Origin of the sequence: Mesorhizobium temperatum, assembly GCF_002284575.1 — a bacterium.
Classification (GTDB): Bacteria; Pseudomonadota; Alphaproteobacteria; order Rhizobiales; family Rhizobiaceae; genus Mesorhizobium; species Mesorhizobium temperatum.
Genome location: NZ_NPKJ01000041.1, coordinates 181105 through 202227, shown reverse-complemented (window position 1 = coordinate 202227; position 21123 = coordinate 181105). Strand labels below are relative to the sequence as shown.

General features: G+C 62.6%; 26 protein-coding genes. 9 read left to right on the top strand and 17 right to left on the bottom strand.

What is annotated here, in order from left to right:
- Window positions 1-174: 174 nt before the first annotated feature.
- The 5 genes from CIT26_RS12995 to CIT26_RS12975 all read right to left on the bottom strand — a co-directional run bounded on the left by CIT26_RS12995 (window position 175) and on the right by CIT26_RS12975 (window position 5252).
- A complete protein-coding gene (locus tag CIT26_RS12995) occupies window positions 175-1314 on the bottom strand; it encodes an amino acid ABC transporter permease (protein WP_167391387.1) in 1140 nt (379 codons plus the stop codon).
- A gap of 3 nt (window positions 1315-1317) precedes the next feature.
- Window positions 1318-2505 carry an amino acid ABC transporter permease gene (locus tag CIT26_RS12990; protein WP_095492940.1) on the bottom strand — a complete coding sequence of 396 codons (1188 nt, stop codon included), beginning with the start codon at window positions 2503-2505 and terminating at the stop codon, window positions 1318-1320.
- A 70-nt stretch (window positions 2506-2575) separates the two neighbouring features.
- Entirely contained in the window at window positions 2576-3589 is a 1014-nt protein-coding gene (locus CIT26_RS12985) for an amino acid ABC transporter substrate-binding protein (RefSeq protein ID WP_095493072.1), read from the bottom strand.
- A 200-nt stretch (window positions 3590-3789) separates the two neighbouring features.
- A complete protein-coding gene (locus tag CIT26_RS12980; RefSeq protein ID WP_095492939.1) occupies window positions 3790-4743 on the bottom strand; it encodes a LysR family transcriptional regulator in 954 nt (317 codons plus the stop codon).
- A gap of 269 nt (window positions 4744-5012) precedes the next feature.
- On the bottom strand, window positions 5013-5252 hold the full coding sequence (locus CIT26_RS12975; RefSeq protein WP_027151810.1) for a hypothetical protein: 240 nt from the start codon (window positions 5250-5252) through the stop codon (window positions 5013-5015).
- Window positions 5253-5386: 134 nt separating this feature from the next.
- Between CIT26_RS12975 and CIT26_RS38505 the strand changes: the two genes are divergently transcribed.
- On the top strand, window positions 5387-5566 hold the full coding sequence (locus CIT26_RS38505) for a hypothetical protein (protein ID WP_342587013.1): 180 nt from the start codon (window positions 5387-5389) through the stop codon (window positions 5564-5566).
- Window positions 5563-5988 (top strand): cupin domain-containing protein, encoded by a 426-nt coding sequence (locus tag CIT26_RS12970; RefSeq protein ID WP_342587012.1) that lies wholly within the window; start codon window positions 5563-5565, stop codon window positions 5986-5988. Before CIT26_RS38505 ends, CIT26_RS12970 begins: the two co-directional genes overlap by 4 nt.
- A 138-nt stretch (window positions 5989-6126) precedes the next feature.
- Here the strand turns inward: CIT26_RS12970 and soxA are convergent, their stop codons facing one another.
- Genes soxA through CIT26_RS12930 form a run of 8 tightly spaced genes read right to left on the bottom strand, consistent with a single transcriptional unit; the run spans window position 6127 to window position 12396 of the window.
- Window positions 6127-6906, bottom strand: a complete 780-nt coding sequence (gene soxA / locus CIT26_RS12965; protein WP_095492938.1) for a sulfur oxidation c-type cytochrome SoxA — start codon at window positions 6904-6906, stop codon at window positions 6127-6129.
- The gene (gene soxZ / locus CIT26_RS12960) at window positions 6906-7226 is read right to left on the bottom strand and encodes a thiosulfate oxidation carrier complex protein SoxZ (protein ID WP_095492937.1); all 321 of its coding nucleotides are present in this window, start codon (window positions 7224-7226) and stop codon (window positions 6906-6908) included. The genes soxA and soxZ overlap by 1 nt, the downstream gene beginning before the upstream one ends.
- A complete protein-coding gene (locus CIT26_RS12955; RefSeq protein WP_095492936.1) occupies window positions 7226-7708 on the bottom strand; it encodes a SoxY-related AACIE arm protein in 483 nt (160 codons plus the stop codon). The genes soxZ and CIT26_RS12955 overlap by 1 nt, the downstream gene beginning before the upstream one ends.
- 2 nt (window positions 7709-7710) lie before the next feature.
- Window positions 7711-8160: a sulfur oxidation c-type cytochrome SoxX gene (gene soxX / locus CIT26_RS12950; RefSeq protein ID WP_095493071.1), complete on the bottom strand. Its 450-nt coding sequence runs from the start codon at window positions 8158-8160 to the stop codon at window positions 7711-7713.
- Window positions 8160-9422 carry an NAD(P)/FAD-dependent oxidoreductase gene (locus CIT26_RS12945; RefSeq protein ID WP_206072759.1) on the bottom strand — a complete coding sequence of 421 codons (1263 nt, stop codon included), beginning with the start codon at window positions 9420-9422 and terminating at the stop codon, window positions 8160-8162. The genes soxX and CIT26_RS12945 overlap by 1 nt, the downstream gene beginning before the upstream one ends.
- Window positions 9409-9753: a c-type cytochrome gene (locus CIT26_RS12940; RefSeq protein ID WP_245319388.1), complete on the bottom strand. Its 345-nt coding sequence runs from the start codon at window positions 9751-9753 to the stop codon at window positions 9409-9411. Before CIT26_RS12940 ends, CIT26_RS12945 begins: the two co-directional genes overlap by 14 nt.
- Window positions 9740-11914, bottom strand: a complete 2175-nt coding sequence (locus CIT26_RS12935) for a xanthine dehydrogenase family protein molybdopterin-binding subunit (protein ID WP_095492935.1) — start codon at window positions 11912-11914, stop codon at window positions 9740-9742. Before CIT26_RS12935 ends, CIT26_RS12940 begins: the two co-directional genes overlap by 14 nt.
- Window positions 11915-11925: 11 nt before the next feature.
- Window positions 11926-12396 (bottom strand): (2Fe-2S)-binding protein, encoded by a 471-nt coding sequence (locus CIT26_RS12930; RefSeq protein ID WP_029352620.1) that lies wholly within the window; start codon window positions 12394-12396, stop codon window positions 11926-11928.
- Window positions 12397-12716: 320 nt separating this feature from the next.
- Between CIT26_RS12930 and CIT26_RS12925 the strand changes: the two genes are divergently transcribed.
- The 3 genes from CIT26_RS12925 (at window position 12717) to CIT26_RS12915 (ending at window position 15576) form a co-directional block, all read left to right on the top strand.
- A complete protein-coding gene (locus CIT26_RS12925; RefSeq protein ID WP_095492934.1) occupies window positions 12717-13436 on the top strand; it encodes a response regulator in 720 nt (239 codons plus the stop codon).
- Window positions 13433-14914 carry an ATP-binding protein gene (locus CIT26_RS12920; protein ID WP_143747836.1) on the top strand — a complete coding sequence of 494 codons (1482 nt, stop codon included), beginning with the start codon at window positions 13433-13435 and terminating at the stop codon, window positions 14912-14914. Before CIT26_RS12925 ends, CIT26_RS12920 begins: the two co-directional genes overlap by 4 nt.
- Before the next feature lie 275 nt (window positions 14915-15189).
- Window positions 15190-15576, top strand: a complete 387-nt coding sequence (locus CIT26_RS12915) for a c-type cytochrome (RefSeq protein WP_245319386.1) — start codon at window positions 15190-15192, stop codon at window positions 15574-15576.
- Between the two features lie 71 nt (window positions 15577-15647).
- On the opposite strand, the gene CIT26_RS12910 is transcribed toward CIT26_RS12915, so the two are convergent.
- The gene (locus CIT26_RS12910) at window positions 15648-16214 is read right to left on the bottom strand and encodes a Spy/CpxP family protein refolding chaperone (RefSeq protein ID WP_245319384.1); all 567 of its coding nucleotides are present in this window, start codon (window positions 16212-16214) and stop codon (window positions 15648-15650) included.
- A 60-nt stretch (window positions 16215-16274) separates the two neighbouring features.
- On the opposite strand from CIT26_RS12910, the gene CIT26_RS12905 reads away from it, so the two are divergent.
- The gene (locus CIT26_RS12905; protein WP_095492932.1) at window positions 16275-16817 is read left to right on the top strand and encodes a Crp/Fnr family transcriptional regulator; all 543 of its coding nucleotides are present in this window, start codon (window positions 16275-16277) and stop codon (window positions 16815-16817) included.
- Window positions 16818-16836: 19 nt separating this feature from the next.
- On the opposite strand, the gene CIT26_RS12900 is transcribed toward CIT26_RS12905, so the two are convergent.
- The 3 genes from CIT26_RS12900 to CIT26_RS12890 are packed head-to-tail and all read right to left on the bottom strand — an operon-like array spanning window position 16837 to window position 18813.
- Window positions 16837-17316: a c-type cytochrome gene (locus CIT26_RS12900; RefSeq protein ID WP_167391386.1), complete on the bottom strand. Its 480-nt coding sequence runs from the start codon at window positions 17314-17316 to the stop codon at window positions 16837-16839.
- A gap of 24 nt (window positions 17317-17340) precedes the next feature.
- Entirely contained in the window at window positions 17341-18201 is an 861-nt protein-coding gene (locus CIT26_RS12895; RefSeq protein ID WP_095492931.1) for a WD40/YVTN/BNR-like repeat-containing protein, read from the bottom strand.
- 45 nt (window positions 18202-18246) lie between these two features.
- The gene (locus CIT26_RS12890) at window positions 18247-18813 is read right to left on the bottom strand and encodes a TetR/AcrR family transcriptional regulator (RefSeq protein ID WP_206072758.1); all 567 of its coding nucleotides are present in this window, start codon (window positions 18811-18813) and stop codon (window positions 18247-18249) included.
- A 365-nt stretch (window positions 18814-19178) separates the two neighbouring features.
- On the opposite strand from CIT26_RS12890, the gene CIT26_RS12880 reads away from it, so the two are divergent.
- The 3 genes from CIT26_RS12880 (at window position 19179) to CIT26_RS12870 (ending at window position 21066) form a co-directional block, all read left to right on the top strand.
- Window positions 19179-19706, top strand: coding sequence for a hypothetical protein (locus CIT26_RS12880; RefSeq protein ID WP_095492928.1), 528 nt, complete (start codon window positions 19179-19181; stop codon window positions 19704-19706).
- Between the two features lie 522 nt (window positions 19707-20228).
- Window positions 20229-20681, top strand: a complete 453-nt coding sequence (gene copM / locus CIT26_RS12875; RefSeq protein ID WP_095492927.1) for a CopM family metallochaperone — start codon at window positions 20229-20231, stop codon at window positions 20679-20681.
- A gap of 52 nt (window positions 20682-20733) precedes the next feature.
- Window positions 20734-21066: a four-helix bundle copper-binding protein gene (locus CIT26_RS12870; protein ID WP_095492926.1), complete on the top strand. Its 333-nt coding sequence runs from the start codon at window positions 20734-20736 to the stop codon at window positions 21064-21066.
- Window positions 21067-21123: the final 57 nt, after the last annotated feature.

The window sequence follows — 21123 nt, the reverse complement described above, 5'->3', positions numbered from 1 at the left end:
TGCACAAGCCATTGCTTGATTTCCGGGTGTGGTTTTTGCCGCTCGCGGCTGATCGAACTTTTGACGCGCTATTTGAGGATTTGCGCCAGAAACTGTCGGGCCTCGATGGCCATCGCCGCCTCGCTTGCCGCCACGTGCCTCGCTGCTGAAACTACCTGTCGCATATTCCGCTTCCTAGCTCTTGTGGCCACGCGCCAACTCGCGCTCCATCGACTGCGAGTACCGGGACATTCCGAAGCAGAAGATCCAGTAGACCAGCCCGGCGAAGAGATAGCCGGTCGAGGAGATCGTCGGCCCAGCCCAGTTCGGGTCGACTCGCGCCGTTTCGACGGCTCTCAGGAAGTCCGCAATGCCGACGATCGCTACCAGCGTCGTGTCCTTGAACAGCCCGATGAAGGTAGAGACGATGCCTGGGATAACGATAGTGAGCGCCTGCGGCAGGATAATCAGACGCATCATGGTGAAGTAGCTGACGCCGAGCGCCTTTGCCGCCTCATATTGCCCCTTGGGGATCGCCTGAAGGCCTGCGCGCACCACCTCGGCCATGTAGGCGGACGAGAACAGCGCTATCGCAATCAGCGGACGTAGCAGCCGATCGGGCGTCAGATAGTCGGGTACGAAGAGCGGCATCATGAAATTCGCCATGAACAGCACCGTGATGAACGGCACACCCCTCACCACCTCGATAAAGATCACACACACTGCTCTGACGAGGGGAAGCTCCGACCGTCGGCCAAGCGCGAGAAGCACACCGATCGGGAGCGAGAAGACGATGCCCACAACCGACATGAGCAGCGTGATGAGCAGACCTCCCCACAAAACGGTATCGATGACCGGCAGATTGAGCGACGCGACGCCCCTCAACAGCACGAAGGCGACGACCGGATAGACAATAAAGAACAGCAACGCAGCCAGGTTGCGCCGTGGCGCCCGTTTCCACAGCAGCCAGACGATCAGCACGGCGCCGATTGCCAGCGTCAGGTCCACCCGCCACCGCTCGGACAACGGGTAGGCTCCGTACCGGAGATAGTCGAATTTCTCCACGATGAACGGCCAACAAGCGCCGTCAGGGTTCGCGCGGCATTCTTCCTGTCCGCCGGCCCAGACTGCGTCCAAGACTGCAAAACTCACGAACTGATGCAAAAGCCATGCCGCGAGAACCGTGAAGCAGATCGTGAGAACGCCGGAGAACGGTGTCGAGAATAGGTTCTTTCTGATCCAGGTCGCTGGGCTCGGCCGGATTCCACAAGGCGGTGCCATAGGGGGCAGAAGCGAGCTGTTAACGAGCGGCGGATGCAGGGACTGGTCGCTCATGCATCACCTCTCCACAATCGCGAAACGTTGATTGAAAGTGTTCATAGCCATCGACATGACGAGGGAAATCGCGAGATAGACCGACAGCGTGATCGCCATCACCTGGACGGCGGCGCCGGTTTGGTTGAGCACCGTTCCCGCGAAAATCTGAACGAGGTCGGGGTAGCCGATAAACACGGCGAGTGAGGAATTCTTCGTGAGATTCAGGTACTGGCTGGTCAGGGGCGGTATGATGATGCGCAGTGCCTGCGGAACGATGACCAGGCGAAGCGTTTTGCCCGGCGCAAGCCCGAGCGCATGGGCGGCTTCGGTCTGGCCCTTCGGCACAGCTTGGATCCCGCTGCGGACAATTTCCGCGATAAAGGAAGCGGTGTAGACGGACAGGCCGATCAGAAGAGCGGCGAACTCCGGATAAAGCTGGTGTCCACCCCGGTAATTGAACCCTTTCAACTCTGGCATCACGAACGACACCGGCGAGCCGACCAGGAGGAAGACGATCAGAGGCAGTCCAATCAAGGCAGCGAGGATGACCCAAAGCACGGGCAGCTGCTTTCCGGTGCGGTTCTGTGCGCGCCTGGCGTAGGACCAAAAAGCGCCGCAGAAGATGGTAGCCGCCAGGAATGCAAGTTCCACGGTACCTGCTCCTTCGTAGAGCTGGATTTCGGGAATGATGAGACCGCGATTGTTCAGATAGATGCCGCCGGGGAGTTCGATCGACGCCCTCGGCGCAGGCAGCGCTTTCAGGACTGCATTGTACCAAAACAAAAGCTGCAGCAATAACGGGATGTTGCGTATGATCTCGACGTACGAAGCCGCGACCTTTGAAACGATCCAGTTCGGTGACAGGCGGGCAATGCCGACGACAAAGCCCAAGACTGTGGCCAACACGATTCCAAGCAAACTCACGTAGAGGGTGTTGACCACACCCACCCAGAACGCTTGGCCGTAGGTGGAGAGCGTGTCGTAGGGGATCAGCGTCTGATTTATGTCGAAGCCGGCGGCCTCGTTCCAGAAGCCGAAAGACAACGGGATCCCGCGTGCCCTCATGTTCGACGCAGTCTGAACGGCAATGCCTACGGCCAATGCCAGCAGGCTGACCGCGAGCAAAAGCTGATAGATGATGCCCCGGACCTTGGCGTCGTGCAGAGACAGGCTCCTGCGCGAGGGCGCGGCGAGCAGCACATCGGACATGACCCTGTTCCTGTGTTGGTGCAGAACTAAGACGCCGGCGCAATCGCCGGCGCCTTGTGACCGACCCAGCCTAGCGAATCGGCGGGGCGTACTGGAGACCGCCCTGATTCCAAAGAGCGTTCAGGCCGCGCTCCATCTTGAGCGGCGAGGCCTTCCCGATATTGCGATCGAACACTTCGCCATAGTTGCCGACCTGCTTGATAACGTCCACGGACCAGGTATCGCCAAGCCCGAGATCCTTTCCGAGGCTGCCCTCTGCTCCGAGCAGCCGACGAATGTTCGGGTTGTCCGACGACTTCATTTCATCGACGTTCTGCGAGGTTATTCCCAACTCTTCGGCAGCGACCATGACAAGGAGCGTCCATTTGGCCACATTGAGCCAATGATCATCGCCCTGCCGCACGGCAGGCCCAAGCGGCTCCTTGGAGATAAGTTCGGGAAGCACGACACTGTCGTCGGCCTTCGCCATGCGCTGGCGCGACGCATTCAAGGTGGACGTGTCGGCAGAGAGGACGTCGCAGCGACCTTCGTCGTAGGCCTTTACGACGGCTTCTTCATCGGCAAACCCGACGGTCGAGTATGACATCGAATGCGACCGAAAGTAATCGGCGAGATTCAACTCGGTCGTCGTGCCCTGAGTGACGCAGATGGACGCGCCATCCAAATCTTTGGCCGAACCGATGTTCTCTGCTTTGCGGACCATGAAGCCCTGGCCATCGTAGAAATACGTGCCCGCAAAAAGTATTCCGAGAGATGTGTCGCGGGATGATGTCCAGGTTGCGTTATGTGCGAGTATATCTATCTCGCCCGACTGCAGGGCGGTGAAGCGGTCCTTCGGCGTAAGCGGAATGAACCTTACCTTCTGCGCATCGCCCAGAACCGCTGCTGCAACAGCGCGACAATAGTCGACCACGAACCCGGTCCATTTGCCCTCATTGTCCGGAAGGCTGAATCCGGCTGTCGCTGAGTTGGTTCCGCAGGTCAGAACTCCGTTCTTCTTGACATCTTCGATCGTCGCGGCGGACGCGTTGGATACAACGAGCCCTACCGCTGCTCCGACCAGTCCCTTGAGAATTGCTTGCATCTTGGTTCCCCTTATTTTCTTGTGGAGCACCAAGGTTGCGCAGGCCTCATTATTGGTCAAATTCATTCTCGTCATGATGAGTATGAGAACTGCTCATATGATGGCTACGTTCGTAAGGGTCTCGGCCGTTAATCCTTGTCTGAAAGCATATCTTGCATATCAGCGTACTTCGTTGGAGCAACGCGACGTGCGTCTCCTGTTTATTTCCTCTGTTCTCTCTCAGAAACAATTTCTCTCTTGTTTATCTGCGACTCAGAGTAGATGTTCGAGAGAACGTCTTTGAGCCAGATCGTCCCTGGGTCCGTAGCCATCTGCGGATGTAGGAGCAACCACGCGCTCACATTTGGGATCGGCAAGGGCGGCGAAAGGAGCGCCACTTCACTCGCTTTATCAAGGATTTGGAGGATTCCGTCACCACAATGAGCAACAAGTTCGGTGCCTCGCAAAACCCACGGAAGTGCCAGATAATTCGATATCGTCGCGACCACGTTCCGCCGCAAACCAAGCTCCTTGAGGGCGGCATCCGCAAGTCCGCTGGAAACACCATCGGCGGAAACCTGCAAGTGAGACGCTGACAGATATGTCTCCAATGACATCGCCGAACTTGCGATTTGGCTGCCGCTCCAAACTGCGCAGAAGAGACGATCTTGGCCCAGTTCGATCTTTAAGAGGCTTGGGTCATCCTTGATCACTGCCCCAGTCAATGCACAGTCGATCTGTCGAAGGTGAACCGAGGACGGGATATCGAGCCCGTTCGCTGGAATAATATTCAACGTGGCACCGGGCGCCTGCCTGGAAAACTCCCGGAGAAGACGGGGTATGATTATCATCGCATGGTAGTCGGTGAGTCCGACACGAAAGTTCCGCCGAGTGGTTGCGGGATCGAAAGTTTGATGGCGATCAATCGAGGCTCGAATCGTTGCTAATCCGGCTGAGATGTCTGGCAGAAGCTCAACCGCTCGCGGGGTTGGCCTCATAACTCCTCCATCGCGCGTGAACAGCTTGTCGCGGAAAAGGTGCCGCAACCTGGATAAGGAATGGCTAATCGCAGATTGCGTTCTTCCCAATTCGTATGCCGTACGCGTAACGCTTCTTTCCCGCATCATTACGTCGAATACCCGCAGCAAATTCAGGTCGAGGTCATCGAAGTTCATGAGATTCCCATGAATGATTTGTCGTGAATCAGCACCAAAAGATGACCCGTCTCAAAGATCTGATAAGGCCTTGTTTTTCATCATGAGGCGAGAACGCCCAGCAGTCACGCGCGCCTCGTTTGCTGGCCCTCGCTACGGATTTGCAAGCACATTATGCACTTGCTCGGGGCCTCAGGTCTGACGGTTACATCCGTAGGAATCGATACCGGATTTCAAATGGCTTGAGTGCTGCTTACGTGGGCAGCACTCAATATAGCTTCCCGCGGATCTCACCGATGTTCACGGCGTGCCTCCTTTTCCTCGCTGTTCTGCTCCTCACCACCGTCGGGGCGGTTGATTGTCACCGTGCACGCAATCAGGGTGTTCCAGTCCGGGCCGTGTTCGATGATGTTATGAAGCTCGGATATCTCTTCAAGATAATGTTCGATCGTAATCGGGCCGTTCTGGTGGCCGTAGACAAGAACCGCTTTCCAGCGCTTGTCACCATGCAGCGTTACCACGTTACTCATGCCGAATATCTCCTGCGGTCATAGACCAAATCCGGATTGCCGAGGGCCAAAAGGTAGCGGAACCGACCGGCATGCAGCCGGTTGAATCGGCATGAAGAGTCGTCCTCTGACAACCAGCAATGCAAGGCTACATCATGAGCATTCTGCAGAGTACCAAGAAAGCTGTCGAGCAGGTTACCGGTGTCGCAAGACCGGGCAAGCAAGGAGTAACCGATCTCTTTAGGCGGCGAAAAGCGAATGATTTTTGGTTCAAGGATGATGGCCTGGTCCCCAATCATCCGTTTTGGCCGCTTGTCGTGGTCGCAGCGCAGTGAGGCTGCCCGAAGAATTTGATCCCGCAGCCGTCTTGGAGGAGCTTTTTGAGGCCAATGGATGGGGGGATAGCTGGCGGAATGCCATCTACGACTACGTTCACTACCATTCGCGAATACACGAGGTGCTCGGGGTGGCGGCCGGGACGGCCAAAGTCCGGTTTGGAGGCAAAAAGGGACGAACCCTGTCACTGAAGGCCGGCGACGTCGCGGTTCTTCCGGCCGGCACCGGGCACCAATGCCTTTCGGCATCTCACGATTTTCTAGTGGTCGGCGCTTATCCTCCATTTGGGACCTATGACGAATGCACGACTGCCCAGGAGCATGATGGCGCGCTGGCGACGATCCGGAAGGTAGGTCGTCCACGCAAGGATCCCGTCTATGGGAGCAAAGGCCCACTCCTGCAAAATTGGCAGAAGACCTGAAGTAGGTGCAGATCGATCGAAGACCCCCAAGTACAGAACGCACGAGCGGGGGAGTGTGCAGCTCAGGCTAGCGGCCGAGCGCCGCATTGCGATCAACTGTCCGTCGGCGGCAGGTGAACGACCAGCGACAGTCCGGCATCACGGCCGGACGGCCGGCGTCTCGACCAGCAGGCCGCGGGCCCGCTCCGTCAGATGGAGCTCCAGATCGACGAGTTCGGGTGCGCCGAATGCGAAGGGCTCGGCCCTGACCCCGACCATACAGTTGCGCAGGCGCCGCTGCAGCGAACCGACCGTCTGCCACTCCAGTCGGTAGAGCGGATAGCCGGTTGGATGCGCCTGCGGGATAACACTGCCGCCGAGCCGTTTGCCCCAATTGTCGTCGTGGCAGGAGGCGCAGGAGAGATCGAGCTGGCCGATGCGGCTCTGGAACAGACGCCGGCCATTGTCGCGAAACGGCGCGAGCCGGGGGTCGGTCGCCGGTGTGATTGGCATGCCGCGCGACTGATGCGCCACATAGGCCGTCAGGGCGAGCAAAGCGTCAGACTCGGGCGCTAGCGCCTCGGCTTGCTGCCGCTCCGCTCGGCAGGAGTTGATACGCCCGGCAAGGTCGATCGGCCGTCCCCTCGCCGCTTCAAAGGCCGGGTAGCGCGCGGCAACGCCGCGCATCGTCCGGGAGGCGTTGTCATGGCAGCCGGCGCAGGCGACATCCGCCCTGCCCTCCGCCTGTTGCCAGAGCTGCTCGCCCTGCAGCACCCACAGCATGCCGGGGTTGCTCATGTCGTCGGCCTGCAGCGCCTGCGTCTCCGGCGTCATGAAGTCGAAGCCGGAGCGCTTCTCGCCGTCTTCGATGCCGGCGGCAGAGACAATGCCGCAAATAGTGGCGGCACTGACGGCCGCAAGCCGCCAGAGCGCATGCATCAGCTCACCGTGATCATGGCGGACGCCGTTTGCGCCGTTCCGGCGTCGTCGGTCCAGGTGAACTCGATCGTGCCGCTCGTCGTGGCAATGAGCGTAAAAGCAATGAACGGATTGGCCGACACCGCCGGAAAGAGATCGGCTGAAAACACCTCCTCGCCGCTGTAGGTGCAGGCGAAACGGCGGATGATGTCGCGGGGGATGTTGGAGCCGTTCGGACTGACGCGGTAGCCGGTTTCCATCGGATGCGCGATCATCGCCTTGATTTCGACGACCTCGCCCTGCTTGGCCGCCTTGGGCACATTGACGAGTGCGCGCGCCATTATGAGAGGTCCTCGATACAGGCGGCCAGCGTGACGATGGCGCTCGCCCGGCTCGACCAGAAGCTGCCGTCGCTCATTTCCGCAACGGCCACCACCACCTGAGAGGTCGCGAGCCGGATCCGTGTCGAGACGGTGGCGCGGCCGGAGCGCGGCCCGAGGTGGAAAACCGCGACATTCGCCTCCGGGTTTTTCTCGTTGAAGACCGCGATGCGCCGGACATGGTCGTCTTCGGTCATTGGGCTCTCGGCGACGACTGCGATCCCGACCGCGTTGCCGTTCTCGACCAGAGGCGGCAGGTCGAGCCGGACGCGGCCGTCGAGAACGTTGGCTCCCCCGGTGAAGGACCGGATCGCTTCATCGAGGCTCGGACGGGCAAGAGCCCGGTGTGGCAGACTGATCACCAGAAGACCGGTTATCCCGACCCGAAAAAACTGCCGCCGTCCGACCAAACCTCCGTGAACTCGAAGCGGGTCTTCGTGCATAATCACCCCTTCAGCGACGCGAGATAGGCGACGATATCCTCGATATCGGCGCCGCTCAGGATCGGCTTGCTGCGCCAGGCGGTGGCGACACGCCGGCCTTGCTCATCCGCGACCCGATAGTAGGAAGGCATGATCGTGTTCGGCGCGAGCCGCTTCATGTCGACCACGCGCAGCCGGATCTGGCCTCCCGAAAGTCTTGCCCCGACGCCGGTCAGGTCGGGCGCCAGCGTGCCGTGCAGATGCGCGTCGGGAAACGGGCCGCTGTGGCAGAGCGTGCAGAGGCTGCGCTGCCGGTCCGAGATGAGCGCGCCGCCGCGCGCCGGATCACCCTTGCCGCCGACCAGAGGCTGCATGATCGCATCGCCGGTCACGACATAAGATCCCGTCTCCTCGCCGGCACCGGGCGAGGCCGCAAGCTGCAATCCCATCAGAGCCAGAAAAGCCACCCTCATCATCCGAACACTTCACTGGTGATCGTCCGGAACCAGTCCTCCGCATAGGCCGCTTCCAGTTCGCGGACGGAAAGCGGCGCTTCGAGCGGGCTGGCGCCGCCCGCACCCTCCACCTCGGCAAGCAGGCCGTCACGCGGCTGGTAGACGCCGGCGATCGAAATGCCATAGCCGGGCGCGACCAGGCTGTAGCAGGTGTTGATGAGTTTCGGCTGCGCTGGCGGCCGCTCCCTGACCAGGGCGGCGACCGCCGCGGCGCAAGCCTTTGCCTGGGCGTTGGCGCTGAAGGCGGATTTCGGCATCGCCCCGCCGATCACCGCGTCGCCGATGACGTGGATCGCCGGCTGCAGGCGGGACTCGAAGGTGACCGGGTCGATCGGGCACCAGCCCGTCTGGTCGGCAACGCCGGCCGACTGCGCAATCCCGCCTGCACGCTGCGGCGGGATCACGTTGGCGACATCGGCCTTGTGATTGCCGAACTCGGTCACCAGCGTCCTTGTCGCCGGGTCGACTTCCGTCACCCTGCCCCCCGACGACAGCGGCACCCATTCGATCAAGCCGGGATAGAGCTCTTGCCAGGCCGCTTCGAACAGCCGCTGCTTCGAAAAGGCGTCTTTGGCGTCGAGGATGATCAGCTTGGAGCGTGGCTTGCTGGTCTTGAGATAATGCGCGATCAGGCTTGCCCGCTCGTAGGGACCGGGCGGGCAGCGGAACGGATTAGGCGGCGCGGAGAGGATGACCACCCCACCGTCCGGCATCGCCGCGAGTTGGTCGCGCAGCAGCAGCGTCTGCGCCCCAGCCTTCCAGGCATGCGGCATGATCGCCGCGGCCGCCTCGTCGTAGCCCGGCAAGGCGTCGAAGCGCAGGTCGATGCCGGGCGCCAGCACCAGCCTGACGTAGCCGATGTCCGTTCCATCCTCCAGCCGAACGCGCCGGCGCTCGGCATCGACGGCGACAGCCCGCTTGCGGATGAGCGCGATGTCGCCGAACTGGTCGTAGCGAAAGGTCTGCGCCTCGATGCCGCGCAGCCCGGCAAGTACGGCATTGCTGAACGGACAGGCCAGATAGGCGGCCTCTGGCTCGATCAGCGTCACGGCAAGATCGCGATCCAGCCGTTTCAGCGCGCGGGCGCAGCTTGCCCCGGCAAAGCCGCCGCCGATTACGATCACGTGGGGCTGCGTCTGTGCGCGCACCTGCGGCGCGGCAAGGACGGCCGCGGCGACGCTGGCCGCCACGCCGCCGATCAGGGCTCTACGGCTGGGCATGGCGTGCCGCCTCCGGCTTGGCGAGCCATTCGGCGATGGCGCGCGTCTCCTCCTCGGTAAATCCCCTGGCGATGCGGTCCATGACCGTCGCGTTGCGCTCACCGGAACGGAAGGCATGCATCCGGGTGACGATCTCGTCTGCCGCATGGCCGTCGAGCGAAGGGATGGCCGAGCCGAGCGCCGCCGGCCCGTGACAGCCGGTGCATGCCGTGGCACCGGGCGCCGCGTCGGCCCATGCCGGTGCGCTGGCCATGAGCGCCGCAAGCAGGACAGGCGCGAGCGATCGTCCGCCGCGCCTGTTCTTCGAGCGCCTCATGTCATGCGAGGTCATGGTTCTTCAGCGGCAGCGTGCGGATGCGTTTTCCGGTGGCGGCGAAGATCGCATTGAGGACGGCCGGCGCGGCGACTGCGATGGTCGGCTCGCCGACCCCACCCCAGAAGCCGCCGGACGGCAGGATCATCGTCTCCACCTCCGGCATTTCGGCCATGCGCAGGACCTCGTAGCTGTCGAAGTTTTCCTGCTCCATGCGGCCGCCATTGACCGTGCATTCGCCGTAGATGCAGGCGGAAAGGCCGTAGACGAAGGAGCCCTCGACCTGCCGCTCCACTTGTGCGGGGTTGACGACATGACCCGGATCGGTCGCCGCCACGATGCGGTGGATTCTTAGCTGTCCGTCGGTGACCGAAACCTCCGCCGCCGCCGCCACATAACTGCCGAAACCCATGATCTGCGCCAGGCCGCGGTGAACGCCGGCCGCGGGCGGGGTGTCCCAGCCGATCCGTTCGGCAACTGCCTCCAGCACGGCGAGGTGCTTCGGATGTTTGGCCATCAGCTTGCGGCGGAAGGCGAGCGGGTCGACGCCGGCCGCATGGGCGAGTTCGTCCATGAAACACTCGACGTAGAGCGCGTTCTGGTTGAGGTTAACGCCGCGCCAGAAGCCTGGCGGGATCGGCGGGTTGCGCATGGCATGATCGACAAGCAGATTGTCCACCGTATATCCCAGCGTGCCTTCCGTGCCGGCGAGGACGAGGCCCTGGAAAACGACCGGGTCCATACCGTTCTGCATGGCTTCCGGCCGCACCGCGGCAAGGATCGACTGGCCGGATATGCGCATGTGCAGAGCGGTCAGGTTGCCGTCCGCGTCGAGCGCGCCCGTCAGCCGGCATTGCGTGGTCGGGTGATAGGCGCCGTGCAGCATATCCTCTTCGCGCGACCACATAAGCTTTACCGGCGTCCCCGGCACCTGCTTGGCAATGCTCACCGCCTGGCGCACATAGTCCTGGAAGTTGCCGCGCCGGCCGAAGCCGCCGCCGAGATGGATCTTGTGCACCTCACATTGCTGCACCGGCAGGCCGGCGGCCTCGGCCGCTGCAGCCAGGCTGGCCTCGCCATTCTGGGTCGGCACCCATACCTCGCAGCGCTCCGGCGTGTAGAGCGCCGTCGCGTTCATCGGCTCCATGGTCGCGTGGTTCTGATAGGGGAAGGCATAAGTCGCCGTAACCGTCCGGCCGGCGGCGGACAGGGCAGCACCGGCGTCACCTTGCTTGGCGCCGATGAAGGCGTCATTTGCGCCGAGCCCCTCTTCGAGCATCGCCGCGATCGAGGCGCTGGTGACCTGCCTGTTGGGACCTTCGTCCCAGACGACCGGCAGGGCATCGAGAGCGGTCTTCGCCCGCCACCAGGTGTCGGCGACAACCGCAACCGCGGTTTCGTCGACCTGAACGACGGTGCGCACGCCGGGCATGCCGGCGACCGCCGCCGCGTCAAAACTCTCCACCTTGCCGCCGAAATACGGACAGGCCCGGATCGCCGCGTTGAGCATGTTCGGCAGCTTGAGATCAACACCGTAGACCTGGCTGCCGTTGAGCTTGTCGGCCGTGTCGAGCCGCGGCAGCGGCTTGCCGGCTATGGTCCAATCCTTCGGATCCTTCAGCGTGACGTTGGCGGGCGGCGTCATCCGCGCGGCGGCGGCGGCCAACTGTCCATAAAAGGTGGCGCGATCGGATGCTGCATGCGTGACCATGCCCATCCTTGCGGCGCATTCGCTGGCCGGCACGCCCCATTCGGCGGCCGCTGCGGCAATCAGCATCTCGCGCGCAACGGCGCCACCAATGCGCACATACTCGTGTGACTCGCGGATACCGCGGCTGCCCCCGGTCGAGAAATTGCTCCACACGCGGTCGCGGGCGAGGTTCTGGGCCGGCGACGGATATTCGGTCGTGACCTTGGACCAGTCGCAATTCAGCTCCTCGGCGACGAGTTGCGCCAGGCCGGTCAGCGTCCCCTGCCCCATCTCGGAACGGGCGATGCGGATGACAACCGTATCGTCGGGCCTGATCACCACCCAGGCATTGATCTCCGGCGCCGTCTCGGCGCCCTCGGCAAGTGCCGGTTTGATGAACGGCACGTTGAATCCGAGGGACAGGCCGCAGGCCGTGGAGGCCACGCCGATGATGAAGCTGCGGCGGGAGATGGAAAGTATGGCGTTCATGACTGTTCTCCTCAACCGCGCTGCGTGGCTTCGCCGCTTTTGGCGGCCAGCTTGATCGCGGCGCGCACCCGGTTGTAGGTGCCGCAGCGGCAGATATTGGTGATCTCGGCGTTGATGTCCTCGTCCGCGGGGTTCGGGTTCTGCATGAGCAGACCCGCCGCAGCCATGATCATGCCGGCCTGGCAGTAGCCGCATTGCGGCACATCGAGCGCCAGCCAAGCCTGCTGGACCGGATGTGAACTGTCCGGCGAAAGCCCTTCGATGGTGGTGATTTGCTGGTCCGGCTCGACCGCGCTCACCGGAAGTACGCAGGAGCGCGTGGCGACGCCGTCTATATGGACGGTGCAGGCGCCGCAGGCGGCAACGCCGCAACCGTATTTCGTCCCGGTAAGCCCGATCTGCTCGCGGATCACCCACAGCAGCGGCGTATCCGGATCGACCTCGATGTCACGGGGCGTGCCGTTGATGATCAATCTGGCCATTGTGCAATCCTTTCGATCAAAGGTTGGCGAGGACCGCCGTCCGGATGCCGCACGGCATGGCCTGGCGGCAAAAACCGGAAGTCCGGGCTAGCGACGAGGCCAAGTTAGGCGGAAGCTGTCGCAGAACCTTGTCCCGACGACCGGCAGTTCATCGCAAGCTGTCGCAGGCGCTGCGCTCTGATACATTTCGTTACACTTCTCACGCTTTGTTGATGCCGCGCGAGATTGCCGCCATGGCGCGGAAGGTGATCATCCGTGTAGACGCAAACTAGATATCGTCGATACTGGCCGACTATTCAGCGGCGGCCTTGGAGCATTGCATGGAAGTGGCGCAGCACATCGCGGTCGTCGACGACCACAGGGACATCCGCGACCTCGTCGGGAAATACCTCACCCAGCAAGGTTATCGCGTCAGCGTCGCCGACAGCACGGCCGCGCTCAAGCGGCTGCTCGACCGCAGCCTGCCCGATCTTATCGTCCTCGACGTCATGATGCCTGGCGAGGACGGCATTGCTGCCTGCCGGCACGTGCGCGGGACGGTCGACGTTCCGATCATCTTCCTTACCGCCATGGCCGAGGAGATTGACCGGATCGTCGGCCTCGAGATCGGGGCCGACGACTACCTGACGAAGCCGTTCAATCCGCGGGAACTGCTGGCGCGGATCAAGGCCGTGCTCAGGCGCGTCCACAGCCTGCCGCCGCAGCGCGGTCGTCTCAAGTCGAACGCGCTGCGGTTCGACCGCTGGACGCTGAATGTCGGCCGCCGCGAGCTGGTCGGGCACGACGGCGTGGCGGTCGCGCTCAGCACGGCCGAGTTCCGCCTTCTCACCGCTTTTATCGAGCATGTCGGGATCGTGCTCAGCCGTGATCAGCTGCTCGATCTCACCGTCGGGCGCTCGGCCGACGGTTTCGACCGGGCCGTCGACAACCAGGTGAGCCGGCTGCGTAAGAAGATCGAAGCGGACCCAAAGAATCCGATGCTGATCAAGACGCACTGGGGCGGCGGCTACTGCTTCACCGCCGAGGTGGCCCAGGCATGATGCTGTTGTGGAGACGCAGCCTGGCGGCCCGCTTCCTCATGCTGGTGCTGCTTGCGCTCGCCCTGTCGCAGGCGATCACGTTCCTGATCTCGTGGGACGAGCGCGGCCAGGCCCTGCACGCGGCGGCCAAGGGCGAGTTCGTCAGCCGCACGTCTTCGCTTGCGCTTCTGCTGGACACGACGCCGCCCTCGCTTCGGCCCGACATCCTCAATGTCAGCGGCACGGCCTATACGCGCTTCTGGACCTCGGACGATGGACCGAGCAATCCCCTCGCCTGGCAGCGGGAAGCCTTGACTGAACTCGCCAAGCCGCTGCCAGGAATTGCCGGCAAGTATGCCGCGTATATGAACGGGCAGGCCTCGACCGCAGTCGATGCCGCCGACCCTTCCGTGCCGCCGCGCATGCTGGATTTGTCCGGCAATGGCATGCCATTCTCGCGGCCGGCCAAGTTTCTCTATATGGACGCCGCCCCAAACGGCATGGGCCTTTCCGTCCGCCTCGAGGATAGCACCTGGCTGAATGCCGCCTACGCCAAGGCGATGCCGAACGCCTTCTGGACGGCGCAATCGGCGATATCGCTGGCGCTCACCGCACTCATCCTGTCCGCCATAGCGATTTTCGGGGCGCAGGCAATCGCACGTCCGCTGCGACGGCTCGCCAATGCCGCCGAACTGTTTGGCCGCGGCGAGGCCGTGCCGCGGCTGCCGGAATCAGGGCCGGACGACATCCGCCAGACCGCCGAGGCGTTCAACCGCATGCAGGAGCGCCTGCAGCGCTTCGTCGAGGACCGCACGCGCATGCTGGCGGCGATCAGCCATGACCTGCGCACGCCGCTGACCTCGCTCCGGCTGCGCGCGGAGTTCGTCCAGGATCACGATCTCCAGGAAAAGATGCTGAAGACCATCGAGGAAATCCAGACGATGACGGAAGCGGCGCTCGCCTTCGCGCGCGAGGACGCCGCGGTGGAGGAGACGCGAACCGTCGATCTTTCGGCGCTGGTCGGCAGCCTCTGCGACGATCTCGCAGAGCTGGGCCAAAACATCACCGTCAGCGACGGGCCAAAGGTGCTGTATCGCTGCCGGCCGGACTCCCTGCGTCGGGCGATCCGCAACCTCGTCGAAAATGCCGTCCGCTACGGCGAGCAGGCCAAGGTGAGCCTGGTCAGGCGTGCCGACAGCCTGGACATCATGGTCGAGGACGCCGGGCCCGGCATTCCGCCAGGCGAAATGGAACAGGTGTTCGCCCCCTTCTTCCGCCTGGAGCAGTCGCGCAACCGGGAGACCGGTGGCGTCGGGCTCGGCCTGTCAATCGCCCGCGCCATCGCCCGTCACCACGGCGGCGACATCGTGCTGGAAAACCGGAGCAGCGGCCTTCGTGCGGTCATCCGGCTGCCGCTGATCGACATGGCCAAGCAGCTTGCCCCGGCGCCTGTGCCTGAGACGCACCCTCCGACCGGACTGCAATCCTTGCCGGTTTGACCGAAACCCGTCCCGCGATCGGAACTCCGGCGCTGTCGCGCCACGATTCGATCAAAGTCGTCGCAACGAAGGACAAGTCGCCACCCCCATCATCCCCAGCGCCTTCCCCGACCCAGCCGCCGCCCTCGCTGCTGAGCGGCTGGTCCTGCCAGAAGCTTCCGGCCACCAGCAAAGCTCCTTCCCTTAAGCTCCGCAGAGGTCATCCGATGAACCATTCACAAGCCACGACACGTGACCATGTTATTTCCGCTGGAGTTGCGACCGCATCCCCGGCGATGTCCATCACGCGAGCGCGTGCGTTCCTGGCTGCGCTCTTGGCCGCCGCCGGCCTGCTGTTGCCGGACGCCGCTTCCGCGCAGCAGTCGGACGGCGAGCGGCTGTTCCGGCAGCGCTGCGGCGCCTGCCACAGCCTGGAGCCCGGCCAGAACAGAGCCGGTCCGCATCTGTCGGGCATCATCGGCCGCACGGCCGGCAGCGTCGAGAGCGCCCGCTATTCGGCCGCGCTGCGAGAGTCGGATATCGTCTGGGACGGCGGTACCCTCGATACCTTCCTCGCGGCGCCACGCCAGATGGTTCCGGGCACGTCGATGACAGTGGGCGTTCCCAACGCCGCCCAGCGCGCCGCGATCATCGGCCATCTGGAAGGTGCGGTCGCGCAATAGTGTCCGCTGATGAAACCAGGTGCGTGCGTATTTCCATCAGGATCACGGCCGCGGGCCGTCAACAGGCCTGTTCAATCGACCTGCCCAGAGTATCCGCGAAGCTGTGAGTACCGGCGGATCTGCTCAGGGGTAAGCAATTCGGCCATCTCGAGATGATAGCGCAGGTGCGCTGTCCGTAGCGCGCCTTGCACGTCGGCGATGGTTTTTGTCATTTCAGCGAGGTGCGCCGACGTCATCTTTCGTTCGGAAAACAAGCGGTCCAGTTCGGTCTCTTTCTCGATGACCAGTCTTCCGAGCGGGATCGTTTCTGCCTTCATCTGATCCAGCAGGGCCTTGGTCCGCGACGCCTGTTCATCGGTGAGGCCAAGAGCATGCCGGAGTTCGAGGACATGTGACGGACCCGGATAGGAATTGAGTTCGGCCGCCAGCGCCAGACCCATCCCTCGCCCGGCCAAAAGATCAGCAATCTGCTCGCCCGAGAGCGCCTTCACGCGGCGTGTCTCCATCCCGGAATAAGACGAAGCGGTTTTGTCCCTTCCTTCAGTGGCCTTGTGATTGATGCCGCCATGCTGCTGCGCCAGCCCGTGAGGGACGGCAAGTAAAGCCAGCATGAGGGACAGCACGGCAATGCGGTTCATCGAGCGATCTCCGGCGTTTCTTTGTCTTGCGACATTTGACACAGCCGCAGGAACTGAAACATGATTGCGATCATGTCGGACCTCCTCTTCGAGCGATTCCTCGAACTCGCGGAACGCGAGCAATCTCTCCCTGCCGGCAGCGCCCTGTTTCGTATGGACGACCCGGTGCTATCGCTCTTCCTGGTCATCGCGGGAGAACTGCGCCTTGTCCGGGCACTTCCCGACGGGTTCCTGCTGACGTTGCAGCGTGCCGGCTCGGCTTCGATCCTGGCCGAGGCTTCGCTGTTTGCGGATCGATACCATTGCGATGCGTTGGCCGGTGAGGAATCGATCGTGCGCGCCGTGCCGATCACCAGGGCCATGGCGGTGCTCGAAAACGATCGCGCGCTGGCCTCCGCACTGCTGCGACACTTGGCAGGCGAGGTCCACCGGACGCGAACGCGGGCCGAGATATTGTCCCTGAAATCCGTCGCGGCGAGAGTTAGTGCCTGGATCGCATGCAACGGCGGCGTCTTGCCGCCCAAGGGACGCTGGCATCATGTTGCGTCGGAAATAGCCGTTACGCCGGAGGCGTTTTATCGGGAGCTTGCCCGCCGGCGATGATGTGCCGCCACCATGCGGCTCATCGTGCGGACGATTCCCGCCGCGCGAAGACGCGGTTCAGTTCGTCGTGGCGACGGCGCATGTCGTCCGGCCAGCGCGACTTGATGTAGGACAAGGCCGCGATGATATCGGCGTCGGTCAGGATTCCCCCGAAAGCTGGCATCCGCGTTTTATAATCCTTGAGGTTGGCGGCTTCGGCGACGCCGAGTTTCGTTATCCTGAACAGCAGTGTGTCCGGGTGGTGCCAGGTGTGACCGCTTTCGTCGTGGGGCGGGGCCGGAAGGAATCCATCCTTGTCCTGCGCTTTCCAGCCCGGTTGACCTTCGAGGTTCTTGCCATGGCAAGAGGCGCAATGCGCCACGTAAACGGCCTCGCCGCGCGCGATGACACGGGCATCGTCGGGCTTGAGGATCCCGCCCGACTTGCCGCCGAAAACAAGAACCACGCAGACCGCCACCAAGGCGGCAAGAGCAAGCCCCAGCGCCAGCTTTCCAGTCACCCTACGATCCACTGTGTCACCGCATCAACGACCGAGTTCGGTCCAGTTGACGCCGCCGTCGGTGCTGGCCAGGATGTCACCTTGGTGAGACGCCACGAATATCCGATCCTTGTCGGCCGGATCGACCGCGAGATGCAGCAGGATTCGGTCACTCAAGCCGCTGGAAAGTGGCGCGAAGTTCAGAGCAGCCTCCGCGGACCGGACAAGTCCTCGTCCCACCACGAACGCGTAGACGGAACCGTCGGCCGTCACCTCAACGAGACTGACGGGCGCGCCATCGACGACCGTTTCCCAGGTCAAGCCCCCGTTCCTGCTGACCGACAGGCCTCCTTCAGTCGCGGCGTAAATCGTGTCGGCGTCCTTTGCCGATGCGGCGAGGTCGATCAGCTTTTCAGGCAGCAGTCCAACCACCGACCATGTCTTCCCGGCATCGCGGCTTACCTGTAGCGCGCCGTAGGCGCCGTAGAGAACCTGAGGATCGGCCGAGCTGACCGTCATCTGGTGAAAGTCGACCGGGCCGTCTGCTCCCGGCGAAACCTGATTCCAGGTGACGCCGTTGTCGGCTGAGGCGATGAACCCGAGATTGCCCCCACCCGCCGGGTGCCCGCTGGCGTAGAGCGACCTCGGGTCGGATGGGTCCGGCGTGAACCCCATAAAATCCTGCACCGGCGAAATGAGCTCTGCCTTTCCGTCCGACCCGGCGCGAAAGAGTCCGTGGTGGGTCGCTATCAGGAGCTTGCCGGAATTCTCCCTATCTACGGCCAGCCCGTGGATGTGGGTATGCTCCTTCAGTTGCGAAACCGAGACGGCCTCGGCACCTGCAGCCGATCCGGTCGACGTCGCCGCAATCAGACTCGCGACGAGAATTCCCAGTAGTTGTTTCATCTCGTCGCCTCCAACTTCGCCCTTAGCATCATGACGGGCATGATATCAGGACCGGGATTGCGGTGCATCGGACAAGTCTGCGCAGCCCAGCCCGCCGTCTGACCGACGCGGAGGTTTCAACCCGGCCAGAGTGACCGTAACAAGTCGGCGGACCGCGGCCTTGGATGGCAGGCTGCTGGCTGCCATGAGGGCGTGGAGGCAATAGGTCGCAAGCTCGTCAGGCGCGACGTCGTCCCGGAGATCGCCCGTCGCTGCACCCTCGGCCAGCAGATCGCGGATGAGCTGATGGAGATGATGCTGCGCCTTGACGATGTGTTCGCCTCGATGCAGGCGTGCTGCGAGTTCGGTGCCATGGTGCTCGTGTGAAATGAACGCGTAGGCCTCAAGTACCGCCTCTAGCCGCTCACCGGCGTCGCCAGCCTGGTCCCGAATTGCAGTGAGATGTTCAAGGTGACTGGCCACCTGACGTTCATGCCAGGCGATGAGGATTGCTTCGACGTCCGGGAAGTACTTGTAAAGCGTCGCGCGACCTATTCCGGTCTCCTCGGCGATTTTCGCCATCGTAACCGACAGCAGCCCGTGCTTGGCCACCAGCGCCGCGGTGGTGTCCAAGGTCGCGTCGCGCACCGCGCGGCGGTGCGCATCGATTGTTTCGTTCCATAACTTCGGCACCGTCCCAATATACGTGACGTAGCAGCCGTGTCGAGATACGAGACATCAAGACTTGATGGAGACATACTGTGTCGATAAAATCTTCGTGTCATGAAAACGCGACCACCCCGCACGACGCAGGAGACGCCCATGGCCGACCCACCTCCTTATCCCGGCGCACCCCGCTGGGTGAAAGTTTCGGGGATCATCGCGATCGTCCTGGTCCTGCTGATTATCGCTGTGGTCTTCACGGGCGTCGGCGGGCCCCACGGCCCCGGTCGGCACCTGCCGTCCTCCAGCGTTACAGAGCCTGGCATGCAACAGCGATGACCATGACACCCGGCCTTCGAAAGTTCGCGCTCACCGCGCATATCACGTCCTCGGTCGGCACGCTCGGCGCGGTCGCCGGCTTCCTGGCTCTCGCCGTCGCCGGCTTGGCCAGCAAGGATCTGCAGATGGTGCGCGCCGCCTATCTCGCGATGGAGTTGACCGCCTGGTACGTCATCGTCCCGTTGGTTCTCGCCTCATTGGTCACCGGGCTTGTCCAGTCGCTGGGCACCAATTGGGGCCTGTTCCGGCACTACTGGGTCCTGGCGAAGCTTCTGCTGAATATTCTTGTCACCGTCGTCCTGCTGCTTCAGCTGAATCTGATTGGTTATTTGGCAGACATCGCGGCAGAGACGACGTTTTCCATCGCTGATCTCCGGGAGCTGCGGATATCGCCTGTGATCCACGCCGCGGGAGGGCTGCTGGTGTTGCTCGTACCCGTGGCGCTGTCGCTATACAAGCCGCGGGGCCTGACCCCGTACGGGTGGCGCAAGCAGCATGAGGGGTCGAGGGCTCCGCAGCGTTAGAAGCGGCCGCTCCATCTACACCGGCGCCCGCCGCATCGGAACAAAGTTTCCGCGCTTCCGTTACGCAGCATGTCATGGGTTGCACTATTGCGCGTTCTTCGTCGGGCGAAGGCAGCTTTTTTCGTCTGCTTCGCTGCTGGTTTTCTTCTGTCTGAAGCGCAGCTCGCCAACGCGCTGGACCACGATCATCTATCTCCTAGCGCGGCATTTCAAATGCCGCAGGTCGCGGCACAGGCAAGCGAGGCGGGTGCCGCTGACCCTTGCGCGGATACCAGCCATCGCGCCGCGCATTGCTGTTCGGCGCTCCACTGCATGGCCGGTTTCACGGCTGTTGCGGCGACTCTGCCCAGCCCGGAACTGAAATCATCTGTCCGCATCGAAGCAGCCGGTCTGCCTAGCTCGAGGATCCCTAACCGATTGGACCGACCTCCAAAACCATAAAGGGATTCATGCCACGAGCCGGCGCCGAGGCGAGACTTTTGCGCCTCGCGTCAATAGTTCAAGCATTTCAGGAGATGAATTATGGCCAATACCAAACTCACGGTCGCCACGGCACTGCTGCTCTCGGGTTTCCCCTCGGCAGTGTTCCCTCAGCAATCCTCTGACCAGCCTGTGGATGTAGCGCCAACGCCCTTGCCGAAACAATGCGGTCAGGCTGAAGGCGCATCAGCGGGGCACACCATGCCAGGAATGGCCGGCATTGACATGTCGGGCATGGATGAAGCGCACAAGGCCAACATGACGGCGATGATGAAGATGCATCCTGCCATGATGCAAGGCATGATTGCCAAAGACCCTGATGTCGCCTTCGCTTGCGGGATGATCGCGCATCACCAAGGCGCGATCGACATGGCCCAAATCGAGCTGAAATACGGCGACAATGACGAAGCCAAGAAGATGGCTCAGACGATCATCGACGCCCAGACCAAGGAAATCGGCGAGTTCAAGCAGTGGCTTGAGGCGAACGCAAAGTGATCGTCAGGAGGCGCCGTAGGGCGCTCCTAGACTCGAAGAAAGGACACCCTCCATGCATCACCTTAGCCCCGAAATGAAAAGCTGTATCGACGAATGCCTGCACTGCTATTCCGTATGCCTTTCGACCGCGATGGGCCACTGCCTTGAACTGGGTGGAAAACACACCGAAAAGCAGCACTTCACGTTGATGATGGCGTGCGCCGAGATCTGCCGGACCTCGGCGCATTTCATGCTCATTGGTTCCGAGCACCACAAGCATACCTGTGGCGAATGCGCTGAGATCTGCAACGAATGTGCGGATGATTGCGAGCGCATTGGCGACATGCAGGAATGCGTCGAGGCCTGCCGCCGCTGCGCAGAGAGCTGCCGGGAAATGGCGGCCTAGAAGACTCGTGTGAGGGCGCGCGGTTCAGACCGCGCGCCCTCGTTTACCGTGATTGTC

What these genes read in the sequence shown, in the direction of transcription:
- CIT26_RS12995 (WP_167391387.1), bottom strand. Translation starts at nt 1,314, where the DNA reads ATGAGCGACCAGTCCCTGCATCCGCCGCTCGTTAACAGCTCGCTTCTG.
- CIT26_RS12990 (WP_095492940.1), bottom strand. Translation starts at nt 2,505, where the DNA reads ATGTCCGATGTGCTGCTCGCCGCGCCCTCGCGCAGGAGCCTGTCTCTG.
- CIT26_RS12985 (WP_095493072.1), bottom strand. Translation starts at nt 3,589, where the DNA reads ATGCAAGCAATTCTCAAGGGACTGGTCGGAGCAGCGGTAGGGCTCGTT.
- CIT26_RS12980 (WP_095492939.1), bottom strand. Translation starts at nt 4,743, where the DNA reads ATGAACTTCGATGACCTCGACCTGAATTTGCTGCGGGTATTCGACGTA.
- CIT26_RS12975 (WP_027151810.1), bottom strand. Translation starts at nt 5,252, where the DNA reads ATGAGTAACGTGGTAACGCTGCATGGTGACAAGCGCTGGAAAGCGGTT.
- CIT26_RS38505 (WP_342587013.1), top strand. Translation starts at nt 5,387, where the DNA reads ATGAGCATTCTGCAGAGTACCAAGAAAGCTGTCGAGCAGGTTACCGGT.
- soxA (WP_095492938.1), bottom strand. Translation starts at nt 6,906, where the DNA reads ATGCATGCGCTCTGGCGGCTTGCGGCCGTCAGTGCCGCCACTATTTGC.
- soxZ (WP_095492937.1), bottom strand. Translation starts at nt 7,226, where the DNA reads ATGGCGCGCGCACTCGTCAATGTGCCCAAGGCGGCCAAGCAGGGCGAG.
- CIT26_RS12955 (WP_095492936.1), bottom strand. Translation starts at nt 7,708, where the DNA reads ATGCACGAAGACCCGCTTCGAGTTCACGGAGGTTTGGTCGGACGGCGG.
- soxX (WP_095493071.1), bottom strand. Translation starts at nt 8,160, where the DNA reads ATGAGGGTGGCTTTTCTGGCTCTGATGGGATTGCAGCTTGCGGCCTCG.
- CIT26_RS12945 (WP_206072759.1), bottom strand. Translation starts at nt 9,422, where the DNA reads ATGCCCAGCCGTAGAGCCCTGATCGGCGGCGTGGCGGCCAGCGTCGCC.
- CIT26_RS12940 (WP_245319388.1), bottom strand. Translation starts at nt 9,753, where the DNA reads ATGACCTCGCATGACATGAGGCGCTCGAAGAACAGGCGCGGCGGACGA.
- CIT26_RS12935 (WP_095492935.1), bottom strand. Translation starts at nt 11,914, where the DNA reads ATGAACGCCATACTTTCCATCTCCCGCCGCAGCTTCATCATCGGCGTG.
- CIT26_RS12930 (WP_029352620.1), bottom strand. Translation starts at nt 12,396, where the DNA reads ATGGCCAGATTGATCATCAACGGCACGCCCCGTGACATCGAGGTCGAT.
- CIT26_RS12925 (WP_095492934.1), top strand. Translation starts at nt 12,717, where the DNA reads ATGGAAGTGGCGCAGCACATCGCGGTCGTCGACGACCACAGGGACATC.
- CIT26_RS12920 (WP_143747836.1), top strand. Translation starts at nt 13,433, where the DNA reads ATGATGCTGTTGTGGAGACGCAGCCTGGCGGCCCGCTTCCTCATGCTG.
- CIT26_RS12915 (WP_245319386.1), top strand. Translation starts at nt 15,190, where the DNA reads ATGTCCATCACGCGAGCGCGTGCGTTCCTGGCTGCGCTCTTGGCCGCC.
- CIT26_RS12910 (WP_245319384.1), bottom strand. Translation starts at nt 16,214, where the DNA reads ATGAACCGCATTGCCGTGCTGTCCCTCATGCTGGCTTTACTTGCCGTC.
- CIT26_RS12905 (WP_095492932.1), top strand. Translation starts at nt 16,275, where the DNA reads ATGATTGCGATCATGTCGGACCTCCTCTTCGAGCGATTCCTCGAACTC.
- CIT26_RS12895 (WP_095492931.1), bottom strand. Translation starts at nt 18,201, where the DNA reads ATGAAACAACTACTGGGAATTCTCGTCGCGAGTCTGATTGCGGCGACG.
- CIT26_RS12880 (WP_095492928.1), top strand. Translation starts at nt 19,179, where the DNA reads ATGACCATGACACCCGGCCTTCGAAAGTTCGCGCTCACCGCGCATATC.
- copM (WP_095492927.1), top strand. Translation starts at nt 20,229, where the DNA reads ATGGCCAATACCAAACTCACGGTCGCCACGGCACTGCTGCTCTCGGGT.
- CIT26_RS12870 (WP_095492926.1), top strand. Translation starts at nt 20,734, where the DNA reads ATGCATCACCTTAGCCCCGAAATGAAAAGCTGTATCGACGAATGCCTG.